Raw genomic sequence first — 17,798 nt, forward strand, 5'->3', positions numbered from 1 at the left:
GCGCTCCAGGACCTCCTCGACCACTACGGCATCGCGACGATCCGCAGCATCGCATCGACGCGGATGGGGGACCTCGCCGTGTCGCTCGCCGCCGCCCTCCGCGACGGGACGTCGGTGGACGAGCTGGCGCGGGAGCTACGGGACGTCCTGGACGACGAGTCCCGCGCGGAGATGATCGCGCGGACCGAGGTCGCCCGCGCACAGTCGCAGGCGTCGCTGGACACCTACGGCCGTGCGGATGTCCGGCGGGTCGAGTGGCTCACCTCGCCCGGCAACGTCTGCATGCAGTGCGAGGCCAACGCCGACCAGGGCCCGATCTCGACCCGGCAGGTGTTCACCGGCGGCGTCGACTCGCCACCCCAACATCCGAACTGTCGGTGCGCGCTCATGCCTGTCCTCGACGTCAGCTTCGAGTAGGAGGCGGCCGTGGCCCAGTTGCTCGCCTGGTGGACGGCGATCTGGCCGAACCTTGCCGCGTCCGTCATCTGGGCAACGCCCGCCTTCATCGCCCACCACGTCCTGATCCGCCGTCACGTCGACCGGCGCCACCACGAACTGACCGAGCACGTCGCCAACACGAGGCGGGAGAAGGCATGACGATCACGCACGCGTTCGCGGCGGACATCACCAAGGCCGAGAGGGACGAGCACGGCGACCTCATCGTCTACGGCAAGGCGACCGGTCCCGACGTCGACCTCGACGAACAGGTCTGCGACGCCGGATGGCTCAAGTCCGCGATGCCCGCCTGGATGGAGTGGGGCAACCTGCGGGAGATGCACCAGCCGGTCGCGGCCGGGGTCGGCCTGGAGCTGGAGCAGCAGGGCGACGACTACTTCGTGAAGTCGAAGGTCGTCGACGACAGCACCGCGCGGAAGATCGAGGCGGGCGCGCTCAAGGGGTACAGCGTCGGGATCAAGAACGCCCGCGTCGTGAAGGACTCGACGGCACCCGGCGGTCGGATCGTCGGCGGCGAGATCGTCGAGGTGTCCTACGTGGACCGGCCGTGCAACCCGACCGCCGTTCTCGCACTGGCGAAGGCCGCCGGCGCGGACGACGCGCTCGCGCCGGTCGAGGCCGCGCCGGACGGCTCCTGGCGCGAGCAGGCCGTCGCGCTGGTCAAGGCGGTCGCCGCGGACGGCTCGATCGACGAGCAGCCCGACATCGCGGGCGGCCAGGAGGCCATCGCGCTCATCGCGCGCCTCATCAAGAGTGAGGCCGACGAACTCGCTGCCGGTGAGCTGGACGAGACGTGCGACATCGAGCTGTTGCTGCGCGCGGTTGAGTGCCTGAAGTGCTTCGTGGCGCACGAGCAGGGCGCCGACGACGACGAGCCCGCGGACGTGACGTACGTCGGCCTCGATGCCGAGCCGGACACCACGAAGGCGGCCGACGACGAGCCGCGCATCGAGGACGTCACCAAGACCACCGAGGCGGACGACGTGCCGGTCTCGAAGGACGAGATCCAGAGTCTCGTTAAGGCCGCCGTCGCAGAGGCTGGCAAGGCTGCCCAGGAGCGCATCGACGCGCTCGCGGCCGAGCTGGCGAAGGTGAAGGCGACCCCTCTCCCTGGCGGGCCGGTCGTCACGACCGTCCGCCACACCCCGCAGGCCCCGAGCGGGACCGACCAGGCCGCGTACTTCGAGCACATGGCCTCGCAGGTCCATGACCCGGTCGCCGCCGCGGGCTACCGCGCGAAGGCCGCCGACGTGCGGCGCGCGGCGTCCATCAACCACTGAGCAAGGAGAACCCCGATCATGGGATATGCAGCTCCGCAGCCCAGCGAGATGTTCTCGGACGCCACCAGCGCGCCCGAGGTCGCTGAGCGGTTCGAGAACTACAAGGGCGCCCTCTCGGGCAGCCACCAGAAGGCCGCGTCCAGCGGCGGAACGTTCGTCCCCGGCCAGGGCATCGTCCAGACCGGCCAGGGCGAGCAGATCGCCGCGCGGGTGGAGGCGATCACCAAGGGCCTCGCGCCCGACGCTCTCGCGTCCGTGCAGGGCGAGTTGGACGCGCTGAAGGGCGTCACGGCCGACCTCGGCAAGGACTGGTCGCTGACCTTCCCCAACTCGTCCGGCCTGGTGCCGTACGACCTGGAGGCCCCGGCGAAGCTGCTGGTCCCCCGGATGACGCCGCTGCGGAACAGCATCCCGCGCGGCAAGGGCGTCGGCACCGCCCGGCAGTTCCGCCGGATCCTCGGCTGGACGAACTCCAGCACCGGCGGCGTCTCGGACGCGATGGCGTTCATGAACTCCGAGACGATCACCAACACGTTCGGCGGCGTGAGCGGCCTGCGCCGAGGCAACAAGATCACCTATGCCTCGGACTCCAAGTCCGTCACCTACGTCGAGCAGGGCCTGTCCGACTCCGTGACTTGGCGCGCCCAGTTCGCTGGCCAGGGCTACCAGGACATCCGCAGCCTCTCCCAGACCGCGCTCCTGTGGGCCACCATGGGTGCCGAGGAGCGCGCGCTCCTGTTCGGGCGCGGCGCGGCCGGCAACGGCTACGCGGGCGCCGTCAGCGCCCCGACGATCTCCGTTGCGTCGCAGGGCACGGGCGGTGCGGTCGCTGCGGGCACCTACTACATCAAGGTCACAGCGCGCGCGGGCGGCGGCGAGTCCGTCGCGTCCACCGAGGTCAGCACCGGCGCCCTCACCGGCTCCACGAACCAGTTCACGATCACGGTCACCTCGGAGCCGACCGGCGCGCTCGGCTACAACATCTACATCGGCACGTCGTCCGGAGCTGAGACCTTCGTCGCGAGCTTCGCGGGCAACACGGTCACCGTCACCACGACCCCGGTCGGTGGCGGCGCGGCCGTCCCCGGCGCGGACTCGACGGCGAACACCAACGGCTACGACGGGTTCCTGACCGTCCAGGCCGACCCGGCGCAGTCCGGGTACGTGAAGCGCGTCAACGCGAAGATCTACAACTCGGCGACCCCGTCGTCCAGCCTCGGGGACACCCCGTTCCAGGACGCTTTCGTCTCGCTCTACGGCGCGGGCGTGAACCCCGGCGGCGGCTCCGGCCAGGACAAGCGGCTCGCGGACCCGGACGAGATCTGGTGCGACGGGAACATCCGCCGCGCGCTCGGCGACTTCGTCAAGAGCAGCTCGGGCGGCGCGGCCGGGTACCGGATCGCACTCACCGAGGGCGACGCGACCGGCGGCGTCACGGTCGGGTCCGTCGTGTCCGGCATCCAGAACCAGACCACGGGCCGCTACGTGGACCTGAACGTCCACCCGTACATGCCGGTCGGCTGCGCGCTGATCCGTTCCCGGACGCTGCCGGTCCCGGACTCCGAGGTGTCCAACACCTCCGAGGTGATCAACGTGCAGGACTACATGAGCATCGAGTGGCCGGTCGTGCAGTTCACCTACGACCAGTCCACCTACCTGAACGGGACATTCGTGCACTACGCCCCGGCCTGGTCCGGGATGCTCATCGGCTGCCTGTAGCCACCCGAGACCGAGGCCCCCGGCAGACCCCTATCCCCTTGCCCGGGGGCCTCACCCATGCCGAGAGGAACGACGTGGACGGCAAGGAACTCGCGCATCGCTTCGCCTACCACCCGCCGACCACGCCCAAGAAGGTCGGCGACCACCAGGGCGTCCGCGTGGCGTGCAGCGAGCTGGCCGCGCGGCTGGACGAGCTCCTGCCGGACGGCCGAGAGAAGGCGTTGGCCATGACCCAGATCGAGCAGGCGATGTTCTGGGCGAACGCGGCCATCGCGAGGAACCCATGAAGGTCGCCGCGCCGGATGCTGGCTGTCGCCAGGTCGACGGGCTCACCGGCCGCCGCTACACCGCGCGCAACGGCGTGTTCGAGATGTCGCAGCGGGACGGCCGCGCGCTGGTGGCCGAGGGCGGGTTTCTCCCTTCGCTGTCCGGCTCGACGTCGGTCACGACCGGCTACCGCTGCGAGGTCTGCCAGTTCGGATCGTTCTTCCGCCGCTGCTCGCGCTGCGGCGGCGACTGCGAAAGAGAGGCGTGATGGCGCGCCGCAAGAAGGACCACATCGACATCACCGAGGCGTGCCCCGAGCACTTCCCCGGTGGCGTCCCGGAAGGGACGACCTCCGTGGGCTGCGAGCACGGCACGTTCTACATCGACAGCGCCCCGGCCGGGGAGAAGCCGCCCGCCAAGACCGGCGAGAGTGGCAGCGAGTCGTCCGAGGGTGACGGCCGGGGCGACGGGGACGAGTAGCCGAATGTCGACGCCCACGCCGCCGGACGTCCTGCTCACTGCCCCGTATGTGGCGGTCGCCGCGTTCAGGGCCGCACCGACGTGGCTCGACTCCGACGACCTGATCCCCGGCGGGACGGCCACCAAGCAGGACGCGGAGCTGTACAACGTGCTCCTGCGCGCGTCGGCGTGGGCGGACAACCAGTGCAACCAGAGCCTCGGCGCCGCGCCCCACACCCAGCAGCGGAACGTGAGGCCGAACCGGCGCGGCGACATCGTGATCCACGCGTCGTCCGTCCCGGTCCGGCAGGTCACGGCTGTTTCGCTCGGCGCGGGCCCGGCGTCGCTGTCGCCCCTGTCGGACCTGTCCGGGGTGTGGGTCGAGGACGGCCGATCCATCCACATCACCAACCCCGCCCGGACCAACTGGGCGGGCTGGTTGGAGTTCGGGACGGCCGCGCCCGGCCGGGACATGCTCGCCTCGATCACCTATACCGCCGGATACGCCTCGGCGACGCTCACCGCGGCGGCCAGCTCGGGCGCGACCGCGGTCACGGTCTCGACGCCGTCCGGGATCTTCCCTGGTGATGTCCTGCGGATCTGGGACCCGGGCCTCGAGGAGGCCGTCATCGTTGCACCCGGCTACACGCCGGGTTCGAGCACGGTCCCGCTCGCTACGCCTCTCGGCCAGACGCACGCCGCCGGCGCCGGGGTGTCCGGCCTGCCTGCGGACGTCCACCAGGCCGTCATCTGCTACACCGTCGCGCTCCTCATGCGCGAGGACGTCTCCAGCCAGGCCCCGTTCGCCGAGGCCCCCTTCGGGCCCGCGGCGCGGACGGCGTCGTCCGGCGGCCAGGCGGGCGGCCTGGTGAACGAGGCCGAACGCCTCCTGATGCCGTACCGGCGGGTCCGGTGAGTCGCGCACAGGTCCGGTCGGGGATCGCGGCCTACTTCGGCGGCAACACCTACGACTCGACGGACCGGGTCTGGACTCCCACCCCGCTCGCCGCCTACGGCCTGGCCACCGTCCGGAACTACGTGCCGAAGCGTCACCCGGACTCGGACTTCACCCGCGGACTCACGGTGGGCCGTGGGATGGGCACGGTGATGATCGTGGACCTGCCGCAGCAGATCGAGCGGCGGATCGCGCTGGGCGGCCCAGCCAACGGGATCAAGCAGGACGTCTACACGGTCGACCTGCTGCTGTACCACCTCGCGAAGGTGCCGCATTCGGAGGATGCGCAGGCCGACCTGGACGCGCTGATCGACGCGATCGTGAACTGGATCCACGCGGATCGGACGCTCGGCGGTGCAGTCGTGGACGCGGGTGAGACCTCGGCGGGCATCGTCAAGTCGCTCGGGCAGCCCCTCATCAGCGGGGAGAGAACCGAGATCTACGCGTCGATCCGGTTCGACGCCAACACCTACGTCAACGCCTGAGGAGTCGATGTGCCCAGCTACACCTACGGCGGCGACGTCGTCCAGACCTACCCGCAGTACCTCGACCGCGGCACCGGCCGGACGCTCGTCGCTGAGCCCGGCCTCACCTACGACGTCGACCAGGTCATCGACAGCGTGGCGGCCCCGAGCGGGGGCCGGGAGCCGCTGCGCCTGCCGATGCCGCCGGATGACCGGTGGACGCCGGCCACGCCCGTTCAGACCACCACCACGAGCGCGAGCAGCAAGAAGGAGGGGAGCGCCTGATGGCTGCCCCGACGATCTACCCCGGCGCACGGAGTTTCTTCGGGCTGGCCAAGGAGGTCACGCCGGGCACGCCCGTCGCGGCGGCCCGGTTCGTGCCGTGGAAGAAGCTCGACCCAGTCGACCAGCCCGTCATCTTGGTCGACGACGGCATGCGCGGGTCAATGGGCTCGGACTACGGCGCGACGGTCGGCCCGACCAAGGGCTCGGGCGACGTCGAGGGCCCGGTGTTCGCCGACTCGATCGGGGACCTCCTGTACAACATCCTCGGCGACTACGGCGTCAGCGGCACCGGCCCGTTCATCCACACGTTCAGCCTTCTGAACAGCGGAAACGCGCAGCCGCCCACTCACACCATCACCGATGCGAACGGCATGACGCCCACGGTCGGCGCGAGGTGCTACCCGGGCGCGTGCTTCTCGGAGCTGACGTTGACCGGCAACGTCGAGGCGCTGTTCACCCACTCCGGCAAGTACGAGAGCTGGATCAGCCAGGCCGCCGCGGTCGCGCCGACGAACACCCCGACCAGCGAGGTCGTCGTCCCGTCCTGGCGGTCGACGGTGACGATCGGTGGCTCGTCGGTGATCACCCCGAAGGAATGGGAGGTCACGATCAAACGGACGCTGACCACCCACTACACCGCGCAGGGCTCGCAGAACCCCTACGTCATTGCGCGCGGCGACCTGTCCGTCGACGGGAAGATCTCGTTCGTCGCGGCCGACGAGTCCCCGCTGAACGCGCTCCTGGCCAACACGCAGCAGGCGCTCGTCCTGACGGTCGACAACGGCCTCACCGGCGCCAACCAGCGCACGGTCACGCTCCAGATGACCAAGGCGTACTACAAGACGAGCAAGCTCAAGCGCGACCCCGCCGCGATCGGCTGGGACGTCGAGTTCACGGCGCTCATGAACGCGACCGACGCGGGCACGTCCGGCGGACTCGCCCCCATCAAGGCGACGCTCAAGAACGGCATCACCACCTATTAACCCGAGAGGTCCCCATGCGTATCGACCTGCCCGACGGCCAGTGGGCCGAGATCATGCCCGTCGACCGGATGCCCGCGCGCGTCCGGCGCCGCGTCCGGTCCGTCCTCGGCGTCGACGTTGACCCCGAGGGCAAATCGCACATGGCGATGTCGGCGGCCATCGGCGACGAGATGAAGACGGCTCTCCTCGCCGAGGTCATCACGGCCTGGTCGTACGACCAGCCGATCAACCGGGACACGGTCGAGGAGCTGCCGATCTCCGCCTACGACCAGCTCGCGGAGGCGGCCGAGGAGCACCAGGCGGCCGTAAATTTCAGCCAGCCCGCGACGCCTGGCGCGAACTCCTCCGCCTGAAGAACCTCCTTCGCGGCGCGGACCCGGCTCCCGGGCACGAGCCGACTGAACGGTCCGTGACGGCGCTCCAGTACGTGGTCTACGCCGAACGCTTCGGCTGGCCGCCGTCCGTCGTCGATGAGCTGCCCATGGACGTCGAGCCGTGGCTGATCCCGATCCACGACCTCATGCAGGAGGTGCGCGCCGATGCCCAGAAGCGAGCTGGCGGCTGAATTGCAGCGGATGGCGGAGCGGGCGGCCGGGCCCGGCGGCCAGGCGGCCGCGCAGGCCATGGCGCTGGCTGGCGAACGAGCGATCAAGTTGAAGCTCTCGCGGTACCAGCACCCGCGCCGGACGCCGACGCCGTCCCCGCCCGGGCAGCCGCCCGCGGTCGTCACGGGCACGCTCCGCCGTTCGGTCATCACGCAGGTGCCGACCGGCGGCGCAGGGCGCTGGATCGGGTCGGTCGCGCCCACGGCCGTCTACTCCCGCATCCAGGAACTCGGCGGCGCGACCGGGCGCGGGCACCACGTGCTGCTTCCCGCGCGGCCGTACGTCGCTCCGGCGGTGGAGGAGCTGCGCCGGTCCGGTGAGCTGGGGCGCGTCGGGCAGGTCGCGTTCGCGCGCGTGGTGTTCGGGATGGTGGGCTGATGGCGGGTGAGCTGCCCCCGGTTGTCGCGCGCTTCCTGGCGGACACCACCGCGTTCGTCGCGGGCATCGAGCGGGCGATCGCGTCGGACGAGTCGCTGGCCGAGGCGACCGCAGCGGCCGAGGCCGCGATCCGCGCGATGCAGGACGGCCTGGCGACCGCCGCGGCGGCGGCGACCGAGGCCGCGGCAGCGCAGGAGCGGCTCGCCGGGGCGCAGAAAGGCGCTGGGGACGCTGCGGGCATCGACGCGGAGATGCAGCAGGCGCTCGCCGAGGCCGAACGGGTGTCGACCGAGGCCGCCATGGCCAGCGTGGACGCCAGCATCGCGTTGGCGAAGGCTGACCGGACGGCGGGCGAGGCCGCGACCGTTATGGCGGGCGCGACGGAGAAGGCGACGGTCGCGACGCGTGCATCCGGCGGGGCGGCCGGGACGGCGGTCGTCGCGCACAACCGGTTCAACAAGGCCCTCTTGGGGGTCGGCGCGGCGGCCGGGTACGGCGTCGTCCAGGCGGCCAAGTTCCAGTCGGAGGTGCAGCGGCTCTACACCGCGGCGGGCCTGACGGGCGCCAAGTTCGAGGATGTCTCCCGTGCCCTGCTGAAGATCGGCGACCAGACCGGCATCGCGGGGACGCAGATCGCCGAGGCGATGTATCACCCGGTCAGCGCGGGCCTGAACCTCGCGCAGTCGCTCCAGACCGTGGCGAACGCCGCCAAGCTGGCGAAGATCCACGGGGCCGACCTCGAGGACACGACGTACGCACTCAGCTCGGTCATGAAGGCGTACAACGTGGACGCGAGGAACGTCTCGGGGACGTCCGCGCTGCTGAACTCGATCGTCGGTCAGGGCGACATGAGGTTCCAGGACTTCAACCAGAGCATCAAAAACTGGACGCCGACCGGCGCGGCCATGGGGATCACCATCCAGTCGATGGGCGCGGCCCTGGCCTACCTCACCGACCGCGGCAACTCCGCAGAGGTCGCCTCGACGCGCCTCACCATGGGCCTGTCCATGGTGACCAGCGGGTCGAAGGCGGCGAACGTGTACCTGCGCGACCTCGGCCTGACCACCGGCAGCCTGAACCTCAGGAATAAGAGCCTCCAGCAGACGATGGAGCATGCCGGCCTCACCACGAACCGGGTCGCTGCCGACCTGAAGAAGCCGGACGGCATCTTCGTCGCCTTGCACGACATGCAGGACGCCTTCCACCGGTCGGGCCTGTCGGCCGAGCAGGCCAATCAGGTCATGTCGAAGATCTTCGGTGGTGGCCGGTCGGACAAGGCGATCGTCGCGCTGATGCAGAATCTCAACGGCGTCCGGGACAAGTACGACGAGATCGGGAAGGCCGCCGGGCACTACGGCACCGCCTGGGCGAAGACCCAGCAGACGACGACACAGCAGTGGCACACGGCGGTCGCGCAGGTGAAGAACCTCGCGGTCGAGTTCGGCAGCACCTTGCTGCCTGCGGTGACGTCCGCGCTCGGCGGGATCAACAAGCTGTTCGGGGGGCTGCTGGGCAGCCGGACGGCTCTGGACATCCTCAAGGCCGTCGTCCCGGCGATTCTCGCTGTGGTCGCCGCGATCAAGATCTGGACGATCGTGCAGGCCGTCCTGAACGCGGTCATGGACGCAAATCCGATCTCGCTGGTGATCGTCGCGATCGGTGCCTTGGTGGCAGCGATCATCTACGCGTGGCAGCACTTCGCGTGGTTCCGCGACGGGGTGAAGGCGGTCGGGCACGCGATCAAGCAGGCGTGGGACGTGCTCTGGCACGGCTGCGAGGCGGTGATGAAGTGGTTCGTTAACGGGCCGCTGAAGTCGCTCCAGGCCGACATGAAGGTCTTCACCGAATGGTGGAAACAGCACGGCGACCAGGTGAAGAAGGTCGCCGAGGTGGTGTGGAAGTTCGTCCAGATGGTGATCCACGTCTACTGGACGCTCATCATGGCCGAGCTGAAGATCGGCTTGGCGCTGCTCAAAGCCGTGTGGACGTTCGCCTGGGGGTTCATCAAAGACCTGGTGAAACTCGTCTGGGACGAGATCGCCGGAGTGATCAAGTTCTGGGTGCACCTGATCATGAACATCATCGCCGTCGTCCTCGACCTGATCACGGGCAAGTGGGGCAAGGCGTGGAAAGACCTGAAGAAGCTCGCCGGGGACGCGCTCCACGACGTGATCAGCCTGATCAAGAACGTCACGTCCGACTTCGGGAACCTCCTCTGGGACGCGGGCAAGAACCTGATCCAGGGCCTGATCAACGGCATCAAGTCCATGGCGGGCGGCGTCTGGGATGCGATCAAGGGCATCGCGGGCAACATCAGCGGGTTCTTCCCGCACAGCCCGGCCAAGCACGGCCCGCTCTCGGGCTCGGGTGACCCTCTGCTCTCCGGTCAGCAACTCGCCGCGCGGATCGCGGCCGGGATGCTCGCCGGCGCGCCCGGCGTCTCCGCCGCCGCGACGGCGCTCGCCGCCGCCGGGATGCTCCCCAGCGGCGCCCCCATCCCGCTCCAGCCGACGACCGCGCAGCGCCGCGAGGCCAAGAAGCTCCAGACCAAGGCGACCTCGGCGGACAAGCGGGAGTCGCGGTACGAGCGGGAGGAGAAGCAGTGGATGGCGAAGTACCGCAAGTACGTCGCCGAGGCGCGCTCGCACAAGCAGCACGCCCGCTACGACCGCGCTGCCGAACACGCGCTCGCCGAGGCTCAGCGGTACGCCCAGCAGGCCGCGCAGCAGAAGCAGCTCGCGGCGTCCCTCCGCGGCCGGGCGAACCGGCTGCTGCACCCGGTGCAGAACCTGCCGCACATGCCGCGCCTCAACGCGCTGGCCGCCGCGCGCCCGGAGTACTGGGCGTCGCAGGCGGCCGTCGCGTCCCTGCGGGCGCTTCAGCAGTCGACCGCCGCGTCCTGGTCGGCGGGCGGGATCGGCGCGGGCCTCGGGTCGGCCCCGTCACAGGGAGTTGTGGTGCAGCACGTCGTGAACGTCAACGTCGAGGGATCGGTCAGATCGGACCGGGACCTCCTCGCGATGATCCAGTCCGGGCTCATGCGGAACCGGCTCGCCGTCACACTCCCGGCAGGCCGCTGATGGCCGTCACCGTCCCGACCACCTGGACCGGCTCGAACTCCTCGCAAGACGTCGAAATCATCACCAACCCCACCACGGGGAACTGGCTGATCGCGGTCGTCGCGTGCCGCGTGGTCGACGGCTCGGCGCCCACTCTCAGCATCGGCGACATCTCCCGGAACCTCTGGACGCTCCTGGCCACCGATACCGCGTGGGCGACCGCCACCAATGCCCCCGCGCAGCTCCAGATCGAGGTGTGGGCGTGCCCGGCGGTCGCCTACCAGGGGTGGCCGTGGCTCGCGGTGTACGCCGCTGCGTCCCAGATCACCGCAGACGACGTTGGGCACGTCCTGCTGTCGCTCATCGAGGTCAACGGCCTGTCCGGCGCCCCCACGGTTGACTCCATCACCACGGCGGCCGCCAGCGCATCGACGACCGCGAGCATCACCGTTCCGGCGCCGGCGGGCGGCGCGCAGTGCCTCATGGTCGTCGGCGCGGTCACCGACAACGGCACCGCGAACCCGACCCCGGGGGCCGGGACGGCGTTCGCCGGTCCGAACCTGACAGGCAGCCCTGCGGCAAGCTCTGAGGGGACGTGGCTGACGTCGACCACGGCGCAGACCGTGAGCTGGACGGCGGCGTCGGCGGTGAACTGGGCGATCATCGGCGTCGCGCTGCGCGTCGCGGGCAACACGGCACCGCAGCCGAACGCGAACTGGCCGGGCGTGCAGCTCCAGGTCGGCATCGGCTACGACCTCAGTACTCCGCTTTCCCGGGTCCGGTGGACGGATCAGTCGTCGCGGCTGCTGAGCATGCAGGCCGATCGGGGGATTCAGGCGGAGCTGGGCGCGGCGCAGCAGGGCACGATCGACCTGGAGATCCGTAATCAGGACGGCGCCTACACGCCGCGGCTCGTGACGGCGGCGGCATCCGCGACGGCGGCCGGGACGACCACCACGATCATCCTCCCGGCGACGACCAGCCCGCTGACGGTGGGGGACTTCTTCCGACTCCAGACGTCCGGCGGGGCCTGGAAGGAACTGAACGTCTTCCAAGTGACGCAGCTCAGCACCACAGGCGGGACGACCACGGTCACCTTCGTCCGCGCGGACGGCTCGAGCGGCGGCGCGCGGGTCGCAACCGCGACCGGCGACGTCTACGCCGGGATCCGCGTCGACCTCTATCTCCCCGTCCGCGTCCTGGCGACCTGGCAGGGCAAGCCCTACCCGGTGGCATCCGGGTGGCTGCGGGACATGCCGATCACCTACACCGACGCGGCGTGGGCGACGGTCCAGGGGCAGGCCGGGGACACCCTGGAGACGCTCACGGCCGCGCCACCGACCGTCGCGCGCGGGGAGATCCTCCGCCGGAACCCGACGCACTACTGGCCTCTCAGCGACGCCAGCGGCGCGGGCGCCGCACAGAACATCTCCGGCCTCACCACGAGCGTCCTCACCCAGTCCGTGTCCAAGTACGGCGCTGGCGTCGCCACGCAGGCGGATTTCGGTGCATCGTCGCAGGGCATCGACACGTCCACGACCAGCGTCCCCTACATCGTCACCTTCGTCGGTGACTCGGGGTCTTGCTGGCGGCAATCGGGGCAGACGTCGGCCGAGATGCCGTCGAAGGGGTACGCGCTGGTCGGCACGGACGGGGCGTTCCCGTCGCTTGCGGGCGGCGTCACGATCATCGGATACACGCTCACGACGGGCGCAGACTTGGACGCGATCATCAACGCGACGTCGGATCCGACGGTGCTGATGCTCCGAACGGCCGATCCGAGCGCGGGTATCGCACAGGGGTCGGTGCTGCGACTTTTCGTGCAGCGGGGGAACCTGAACGGCGGCGTGGTGGTGTGGGACAAATCAACCCACATGTCCGGTACGACCACCATCAGCGGCGCCAACCAGCTATTCGGCGGCTGGACCATGTGGGCGATCACGATCACCCAGACGGCGTGGACGCTCTACGCCGCCGGGCAATTCGCCGGTGGTGGCGTGTGCAACCTGGTGCCGAACTTCACCACCATCGACATCGGCGGCGAGGCTGACCAGTTCTCGTCCGGCCGGACCTATCCCGGCTACCACGCGCACATCGCGATCTTCCCCCGCATCCTGACGCCCGGAGAGATCTACGCGCTGGGCTCGGTGGTCACTGGGGCGCCCGCAATCGAGGATGCCGGGAACCGGATCCAGAGGAAGCTGAACTCCACGGGGTGGCGTGGGGCGCGGATCCTCGGGACGTCCGTGCCGATCCGGTTGACCGCTGAGGCGGACCCATCTGGGACGGTCGCCGACGCCGCAAGCGAGTACGCGGGGTACGCCGACTCGCTGACGTTCGCCGACGCGGCCGGGCAGTTCCAATACCGCGGCAGAAACATGGCCTACCAGCAGTCCCCCCGGGTGACGCTCGGAGAGAGCACGGCGGGCGGCGAGATCCCCTACAAGCCGGGGATGCAGCCCAGCTTCAATCCGACCTTCATCTACAACTCGGTCGCCGTCGAGAACTCGAAAACGTGGACCCAGATCCCGACCACCACCAACTCGATCAGCGCTGTCGACGACACCAGCGCCACCCGCTACGGGACCAGGTCAATGTCCAAGCAAACCCGGTTCGCCAGCGACCAGGACGCGTGGCATGAGGCGTATTGGCTGATGAACAGGTACGCCTACCCGCAGATGCGGGTCGAGCAGGTCACGATCTCGGCGTCCGCATACCCGGCCGCGTGGCCGACCGTGCTGGGGATCGAGGTCGGGGACCTGGTGACCCTCGTCCGACGTCAGATCGGTGCGCCTGCCCTGACGCTCCGCTGCCGCGTCCTGCGCGTCCAGCCGCACCTCGTCTACGGCGCTGGCGGCCAGGTGCAAGGGGAGGTGACGCTCACGCTCGGCGCAGCGCCACCGATCGTCGGAGTCGCTGGGGATCCGGCCTACGGAGTTGTCGGCAACATCGTTCTGGGGGCGTGATGGCTGCTCCCTATCGCACGATCCACATGCCGGACGGGCGCGTCGACATGCTGCCCCCGCAGCCGATGACGTGGCAGGACGCGGTCCCGGCGACGGGGCAGATGGCGTCTCCGCTGCGGTCGGTGTGGCTGAGCGCGGACGCTGGTGAGGCGGTGGTCTGGCACCGGCAACGGCCTCTCTTCCAGGGCACGGCGACGACCGCACAGAGCATCCCGAACACCGCCTACACGGCGATCACCGGCCTCGCCGCGCTGGTCGACAACTACGGCGGCGCGAACGACACCAGCAACACCGGCCGCTACTACGGCCCGATTACCTCGACGGGCCAGCCGAGCGCCGGTGACTGGTACCTGGTCAGCGGCTATGTCCCAATGAACTTCACTGCGACGACCGGGATCGTCATCGCGGGCGTCCGCGTATCCGGCGGCACCGTCCAGGCAGGCGGCCGAGTTCCCGGGTCGGCCCACGCTGAGACCGCGATGGTCGTGGACCTGGTGCAGATGACCGGCTGGGGCACCGCCACCAACTCCTACCTCGGCGACTGGGTCGAGCTGATGGCCTACCAGTCGTCCGGCGCAGCGGCGACCACCTTGGTCAGCGGTAAGGCGCCCGCGTTGACGGTCCGATGGGTGTGCGCCAGCCCGGCGGCATCGTCCTCGCAGGTGGTCGCGGCACCGGGCATCCCGCACACCTGGACGGCGAGCGACATCTGGACGGCGGACGCCACCGGCGCCGGCAAGGTGCCACTCAATCGGGAGTTGCGTGACGCGGTCCGGTTCATGAACTACCCGCCGATCGCGCGGGTCACGGTCGACGGGTCGACGCAGACGATCCCGTCTGGGGCGACCTGGACGAGCTTGTCGTTCACGACCGAGTACGTCGACACGCATTCCGGATGGGCGCCCGGGACACCGACGAAGTACATCGCGCCGAAGGCGGGCCTCTACTACGTGGGCGGCTTCGTGAACCTGATCGAGGCCGCGAGTCCTGTGGGCTACAGGGCGATCCGGCTCCTCCAGAACGGCACGACGGCGTACGCGGGCTGGTCGATGGTTCCGCAGACCACCGGCACCCTCGGCAGCGCCCTCAACGCGGTCGGCCTGATCCGCATGGCGGCCGGAGACACGATCGAGGTGCAGGTGCAGCAGACACAGGGTGCGGCCCTCAGCCAGTACACCAACGTCGGGAACGCTGGCCGTCTCATCGCGGTCTGGATGTCGCAGTGAGCGGGCCCCAGCCGCCCGCGATCCCAAATTTCTACCCGGGCCTCCCAGCGCTCCCTCAGCTCAACACGATGGCACAGGCGTTCGCGTTCCTGCTGGGCGGGCCGTCCTTCCGGGCTCGCCGGGCGGCGACCGGGACGGCGACGAAGAACGCCCACACGAAGGTGCCGTGGGACACGGTCGATGAGGACTCGTACTCAGGCTGGTCGGCCGCGTCGCCGACGCGGTACACGGTGCAGGCGCCCGGCTGGTACCTGGTCTGCGGGACGGTCTCGCTGTCGGGGACCGGCGCGGCCGGGACGCTGATGGTGCCTGCGGTCGTGGTGTCCGGATCGTCGCCCACGGGCTTGGGCGTGGGGTTCGAGGGCGGAGCGTTCGCGGTGCCGGTCTCCGGCTCGCCGATGGTCGCGTCCGGGGTGTGGGAGGTCTACTGCAACCTCGGCGACTACATCGAGCTCGACCTCTGGTACAGCTCCGAACCCGCCTCGAACCTGTCCTGGTCCACGACGGCCGGGACGCAGTCACGCATCGAACTCACCTGGATGGGGATCTGACGTGCCCTCAACCAATGACCCGCTCGGCATCCAGATCGGAGCCAGAGAGATCTACGACAAGCTCGGCGACGTCGACCGGAAGGTGACCGACGTCGGAGGAAAAGTCGACCGGCTGTCCGACCAGCACACGAGCCTCCGTACCGAGTTCGGCGACCTGCGGGCCGAGACCCGCGAGGCGATCGCCGAGCTGCGGGCCGAGACCCGGGAAGGGCATGCCGACCTGGAGTCCCGGGCGCGGGTTCTGGAGCGCGGCCGGTGGCCATTGCCATCGATCGCCGCGCTCACAGGCGTCGCCGCGCTCATCGTCACGCTGGTCGACCTAATCGGGAAGGGGAAATGATGTCCGTCTTCGGAGTGGACTACGCCTGGGGACGCCCCGGGCCCAACGCGCTCAAGGCCGCTGGCGCCAAGTTCGCCGCGCGGTACGTGAGCCACGACGCCACCGGCAAGAACCTGACCCACAACGAGGCCGCGCAGCTCTCGGCGGCCGGGATCGCGCTGGTCGTGGTCTGGGAGAGCACCGCGTCCCGCGCCCTGGACGGCCACGCGGCCGGCGTCGCGGACGCGACGGCGGCCGACCAGCAGGCCCGCGCCTGCGGGATGCCGAAGGACCGGCCGATCTACTTCGCGGTCGACTTCGATGCGACGCCGGGCCAGCAGGCCGCGATCAACGCCTACCTGGACGGCGCGGCCAGCGTCATCGGCCGGGACCGGGTCGGGGTGTACGGCGGCTACTACGTCGTCAAGCGCGCCTTCGACGGTGGCCACGTCCGCTGGGGCTGGCAGACCTACGCCTGGTCGGGCGGCCAGTGGGACAAGAGGGCCCAGCTCCAGCAGTACTCGAACGACCATGTCGTCGGCGGCGTCGGCCTGGACTACGACCGCGGCGTGGTTGCGGACTTCGGGCAGTGGAAGGTCGGCGGAACCCCGCCGACGCCGCCCGCGCCGCCGTTCCCCGGGCGGCTCCTCCAGGACGCGTCCCCGCTGATGCACGGGTCGGACGTCCAGACCTGGCAGAAGCAGATGGTCCACCGCGGGTGGCAGCTCACCGTGGACGGCTACTACGGGCCCGCGAGCCAGGCCGCTTGCCGCGCCTTCCAGAAGGACAAGGCGCTCCCGGTCGACGGGATCGTCGGCCCCGTCACGTGGGCGGCCACGTGGACCGCCCCGATCACCTGAGAGGACACGCATGTCCCACAAGCTCGGCCGCCTCACCCCCCACGATGAGGCCACCCACCCGCGGCTGCACCTGGGCCACTATCTCCCGGCACTCCCGACGCCGCCCGCGTCCGCGGACTGGCACACCCGGGTCACGGACTGGCCCATGTACCTCAACGACCAGCTCGGCGACTGCACCGAGGCGATGGTCGGACACCTCATCGAGGGCGCCTCGACCTACGGCCAGGGCAACACGGTCGAGATCGGCGACAGCGACGTCCTGACCGCCTACGAGCGCGTCTCGGGCTACAACCCGGCCGACCCGGCGACCGACCAGGGCGCGGTCCTCCAGGACGTGTACACCGACTGGCGGAAGACCGGCGTCGGCGGCCACAAGGTGATGGCGTTCGCGCAGGTCGACCACACCGCCGACAGCGAGTGGGAGACGGCGGTCGCGGTGTTCGGCGCTGTCGGGCTCGGCATCATCGTGACGCAGGACATGATGAACGACTTCGACGCCGGACGGCCGTGGACCCGGGCGTCCGGCGCGCAGCTCGGCGGCCACGCGGTCCCGGTCGTCGGGTACGACGCCGACAACCTGTACGTCGTCACCTGGGGCGCCGTCCAGGCCATGTCCCGGGCGTGCTTCCGGGCGGTGGCCGAGGAGGCGTGGGTCGCGGTGCTGCCCGAGTGGCTCGACGCAAGCGGGCACGCGCCGTCCGGCGTGGACCTGTACCAGCTCGGCGAGGACCTGGCCGCGCTGACCGGCGGCCCGAACCCGTTCCCCGCGCCGACGCCGCCCGCGCCGCCAGCCCCGGAGCCCGTGCCGTCCCCGACGCCGGATTGCTGGGCCGAGTTCGCCGCGCTGCTGCGCGAGGCGTGCTCGGGCATCACCGGCTGGCTCGACCGGCACGGCCTCTAGCTCGCCCCGCCTCTCCCCCTGTCGCCCCGGACCGCACGGTCACGGGGTTCTTTCATGTAAGGAGG

General features: G+C 70.2%; 21 protein-coding genes. All 21 read left to right on the forward strand.

Annotated features, from left to right (window positions below; all coding sequences use genetic code 11):
- Positions 1–63: 63 nt before the first annotated feature.
- The 21 genes from EBO15_RS01465 (at position 64) to EBO15_RS01555 (ending at position 17,733) form a co-directional block, all read left to right on the forward strand.
- Positions 64–417, forward strand: a complete 354-nt coding sequence (locus EBO15_RS01465) for a phage minor head protein (protein WP_122192448.1) — start codon at positions 64–66, stop codon at positions 415–417.
- A gap of 9 nt (positions 418–426) precedes the next feature.
- Positions 427–597 carry a hypothetical protein gene (locus EBO15_RS45065; RefSeq protein ID WP_199744271.1) on the forward strand — a complete coding sequence of 57 codons (171 nt, stop codon included), beginning with the start codon at positions 427–429 and terminating at the stop codon, positions 595–597.
- Entirely contained in the window at positions 594–1,736 is a 1,143-nt protein-coding gene (locus EBO15_RS01470; RefSeq protein WP_122192449.1) for an HK97 family phage prohead protease, read from the forward strand. Before EBO15_RS45065 ends, EBO15_RS01470 begins: the two co-directional genes overlap by 4 nt.
- Positions 1,737–1,754: 18 nt before the next feature.
- The gene (locus tag EBO15_RS01475; RefSeq protein ID WP_147481341.1) at positions 1,755–3,455 is read left to right on the forward strand and encodes a hypothetical protein; all 1,701 of its coding nucleotides are present in this window, start codon (positions 1,755–1,757) and stop codon (positions 3,453–3,455) included.
- A 74-nt stretch (positions 3,456–3,529) separates the two neighbouring features.
- Positions 3,530–3,742: an Acb2/Tad1 domain-containing protein gene (locus tag EBO15_RS01480; protein WP_122192451.1), complete on the forward strand. Its 213-nt coding sequence runs from the start codon at positions 3,530–3,532 to the stop codon at positions 3,740–3,742.
- Positions 3,739–3,990 (forward strand): hypothetical protein, encoded by a 252-nt coding sequence (locus EBO15_RS01485; RefSeq protein WP_122192452.1) that lies wholly within the window; start codon positions 3,739–3,741, stop codon positions 3,988–3,990. The genes EBO15_RS01480 and EBO15_RS01485 overlap by 4 nt, the downstream gene beginning before the upstream one ends.
- On the forward strand, positions 3,990–4,202 hold the full coding sequence (locus EBO15_RS01490) for a hypothetical protein (protein ID WP_122192453.1): 213 nt from the start codon (positions 3,990–3,992) through the stop codon (positions 4,200–4,202). The genes EBO15_RS01485 and EBO15_RS01490 overlap by 1 nt, the downstream gene beginning before the upstream one ends.
- Positions 4,203–4,206: 4 nt before the next feature.
- Positions 4,207–5,097 (forward strand): hypothetical protein, encoded by an 891-nt coding sequence (locus EBO15_RS01495; protein ID WP_122192454.1) that lies wholly within the window; start codon positions 4,207–4,209, stop codon positions 5,095–5,097.
- Complete coding sequence (locus EBO15_RS01500; RefSeq protein ID WP_122192455.1) at positions 5,094–5,621, forward strand: hypothetical protein; 528 nt, start codon at positions 5,094–5,096, stop codon at positions 5,619–5,621. The genes EBO15_RS01495 and EBO15_RS01500 overlap by 4 nt, the downstream gene beginning before the upstream one ends.
- 9 nt (positions 5,622–5,630) lie before the next feature.
- Positions 5,631–5,885, forward strand: coding sequence for a hypothetical protein (locus EBO15_RS01505; protein ID WP_122192456.1), 255 nt, complete (start codon positions 5,631–5,633; stop codon positions 5,883–5,885).
- The gene (locus EBO15_RS01510) at positions 5,885–6,868 is read left to right on the forward strand and encodes a phage tail tube protein (RefSeq protein WP_122192457.1); all 984 of its coding nucleotides are present in this window, start codon (positions 5,885–5,887) and stop codon (positions 6,866–6,868) included. The genes EBO15_RS01505 and EBO15_RS01510 overlap by 1 nt, the downstream gene beginning before the upstream one ends.
- 14 nt (positions 6,869–6,882) lie before the next feature.
- The gene (locus tag EBO15_RS01515) at positions 6,883–7,221 is read left to right on the forward strand and encodes a hypothetical protein (protein ID WP_122192458.1); all 339 of its coding nucleotides are present in this window, start codon (positions 6,883–6,885) and stop codon (positions 7,219–7,221) included.
- 56 nt (positions 7,222–7,277) lie between these two features.
- Entirely contained in the window at positions 7,278–7,433 is a 156-nt protein-coding gene (locus tag EBO15_RS44000; RefSeq protein WP_158628099.1) for a hypothetical protein, read from the forward strand.
- Positions 7,408–7,851 carry a phage virion morphogenesis protein gene (locus EBO15_RS01520; RefSeq protein ID WP_147481342.1) on the forward strand — a complete coding sequence of 148 codons (444 nt, stop codon included), beginning with the start codon at positions 7,408–7,410 and terminating at the stop codon, positions 7,849–7,851. The genes EBO15_RS44000 and EBO15_RS01520 overlap by 26 nt, the downstream gene beginning before the upstream one ends.
- A complete protein-coding gene (locus tag EBO15_RS01525) occupies positions 7,851–10,931 on the forward strand; it encodes a phage tail tape measure protein (RefSeq protein WP_122192460.1) in 3,081 nt (1,026 codons plus the stop codon). The genes EBO15_RS01520 and EBO15_RS01525 overlap by 1 nt, the downstream gene beginning before the upstream one ends.
- Complete coding sequence (locus tag EBO15_RS01530) at positions 10,931–13,876, forward strand: hypothetical protein (RefSeq protein WP_122192461.1); 2,946 nt, start codon at positions 10,931–10,933, stop codon at positions 13,874–13,876. The genes EBO15_RS01525 and EBO15_RS01530 overlap by 1 nt, the downstream gene beginning before the upstream one ends.
- The gene (locus EBO15_RS01535) at positions 13,876–15,102 is read left to right on the forward strand and encodes a hypothetical protein (RefSeq protein WP_147481343.1); all 1,227 of its coding nucleotides are present in this window, start codon (positions 13,876–13,878) and stop codon (positions 15,100–15,102) included. Before EBO15_RS01530 ends, EBO15_RS01535 begins: the two co-directional genes overlap by 1 nt.
- Before the next feature lie 68 nt (positions 15,103–15,170).
- On the forward strand, positions 15,171–15,653 hold the full coding sequence (locus EBO15_RS01540) for a hypothetical protein (protein WP_122192463.1): 483 nt from the start codon (positions 15,171–15,173) through the stop codon (positions 15,651–15,653).
- 1 nt (position 15,654) lies between these two features.
- Complete coding sequence (locus EBO15_RS01545; RefSeq protein WP_122192464.1) at positions 15,655–15,993, forward strand: hypothetical protein; 339 nt, start codon at positions 15,655–15,657, stop codon at positions 15,991–15,993.
- Positions 15,993–16,832 carry a glycoside hydrolase domain-containing protein gene (locus EBO15_RS01550; RefSeq protein ID WP_122192465.1) on the forward strand — a complete coding sequence of 280 codons (840 nt, stop codon included), beginning with the start codon at positions 15,993–15,995 and terminating at the stop codon, positions 16,830–16,832. The genes EBO15_RS01545 and EBO15_RS01550 overlap by 1 nt, the downstream gene beginning before the upstream one ends.
- Before the next feature lie 10 nt (positions 16,833–16,842).
- The gene (locus EBO15_RS01555) at positions 16,843–17,733 is read left to right on the forward strand and encodes a cysteine peptidase family C39 domain-containing protein (protein ID WP_122192466.1); all 891 of its coding nucleotides are present in this window, start codon (positions 16,843–16,845) and stop codon (positions 17,731–17,733) included.
- Positions 17,734–17,798: the final 65 nt, after the last annotated feature.

It is taken from the genome of Actinomadura harenae (assembly GCF_003696215.1).
In the GTDB taxonomy this organism is placed as follows: domain Bacteria; phylum Actinomycetota; class Actinomycetes; order Streptosporangiales; family Streptosporangiaceae; genus Spirillospora; species Spirillospora harenae.

What these genes read in the sequence shown, in the direction of transcription:
- EBO15_RS01465 (WP_122192448.1), top strand. Translation starts at nt 64, where the DNA reads ATGGGGGACCTCGCCGTGTCGCTCGCCGCCGCCCTCCGCGACGGGACG.
- EBO15_RS01470 (WP_122192449.1), top strand. Translation starts at nt 594, where the DNA reads ATGACGATCACGCACGCGTTCGCGGCGGACATCACCAAGGCCGAGAGG.
- EBO15_RS01475 (WP_147481341.1), top strand. Translation starts at nt 1,755, where the DNA reads ATGGGATATGCAGCTCCGCAGCCCAGCGAGATGTTCTCGGACGCCACC.
- EBO15_RS01485 (WP_122192452.1), top strand. Translation starts at nt 3,739, where the DNA reads ATGAAGGTCGCCGCGCCGGATGCTGGCTGTCGCCAGGTCGACGGGCTC.
- EBO15_RS01490 (WP_122192453.1), top strand. Translation starts at nt 3,990, where the DNA reads ATGGCGCGCCGCAAGAAGGACCACATCGACATCACCGAGGCGTGCCCC.
- EBO15_RS01495 (WP_122192454.1), top strand. Translation starts at nt 4,207, where the DNA reads ATGTCGACGCCCACGCCGCCGGACGTCCTGCTCACTGCCCCGTATGTG.
- EBO15_RS01510 (WP_122192457.1), top strand. Translation starts at nt 5,885, where the DNA reads ATGGCTGCCCCGACGATCTACCCCGGCGCACGGAGTTTCTTCGGGCTG.
- EBO15_RS01515 (WP_122192458.1), top strand. Translation starts at nt 6,883, where the DNA reads ATGCGTATCGACCTGCCCGACGGCCAGTGGGCCGAGATCATGCCCGTC.
- EBO15_RS01520 (WP_147481342.1), top strand. Translation starts at nt 7,408, where the DNA reads ATGCCCAGAAGCGAGCTGGCGGCTGAATTGCAGCGGATGGCGGAGCGG.
- EBO15_RS01525 (WP_122192460.1), top strand. Translation starts at nt 7,851, where the DNA reads ATGGCGGGTGAGCTGCCCCCGGTTGTCGCGCGCTTCCTGGCGGACACC.
- EBO15_RS01530 (WP_122192461.1), top strand. Translation starts at nt 10,931, where the DNA reads ATGGCCGTCACCGTCCCGACCACCTGGACCGGCTCGAACTCCTCGCAA.
- EBO15_RS01535 (WP_147481343.1), top strand. Translation starts at nt 13,876, where the DNA reads ATGGCTGCTCCCTATCGCACGATCCACATGCCGGACGGGCGCGTCGAC.
- EBO15_RS01540 (WP_122192463.1), top strand. Translation starts at nt 15,171, where the DNA reads ATGGCACAGGCGTTCGCGTTCCTGCTGGGCGGGCCGTCCTTCCGGGCT.
- EBO15_RS01550 (WP_122192465.1), top strand. Translation starts at nt 15,993, where the DNA reads ATGTCCGTCTTCGGAGTGGACTACGCCTGGGGACGCCCCGGGCCCAAC.
- EBO15_RS01555 (WP_122192466.1), top strand. Translation starts at nt 16,843, where the DNA reads ATGTCCCACAAGCTCGGCCGCCTCACCCCCCACGATGAGGCCACCCAC.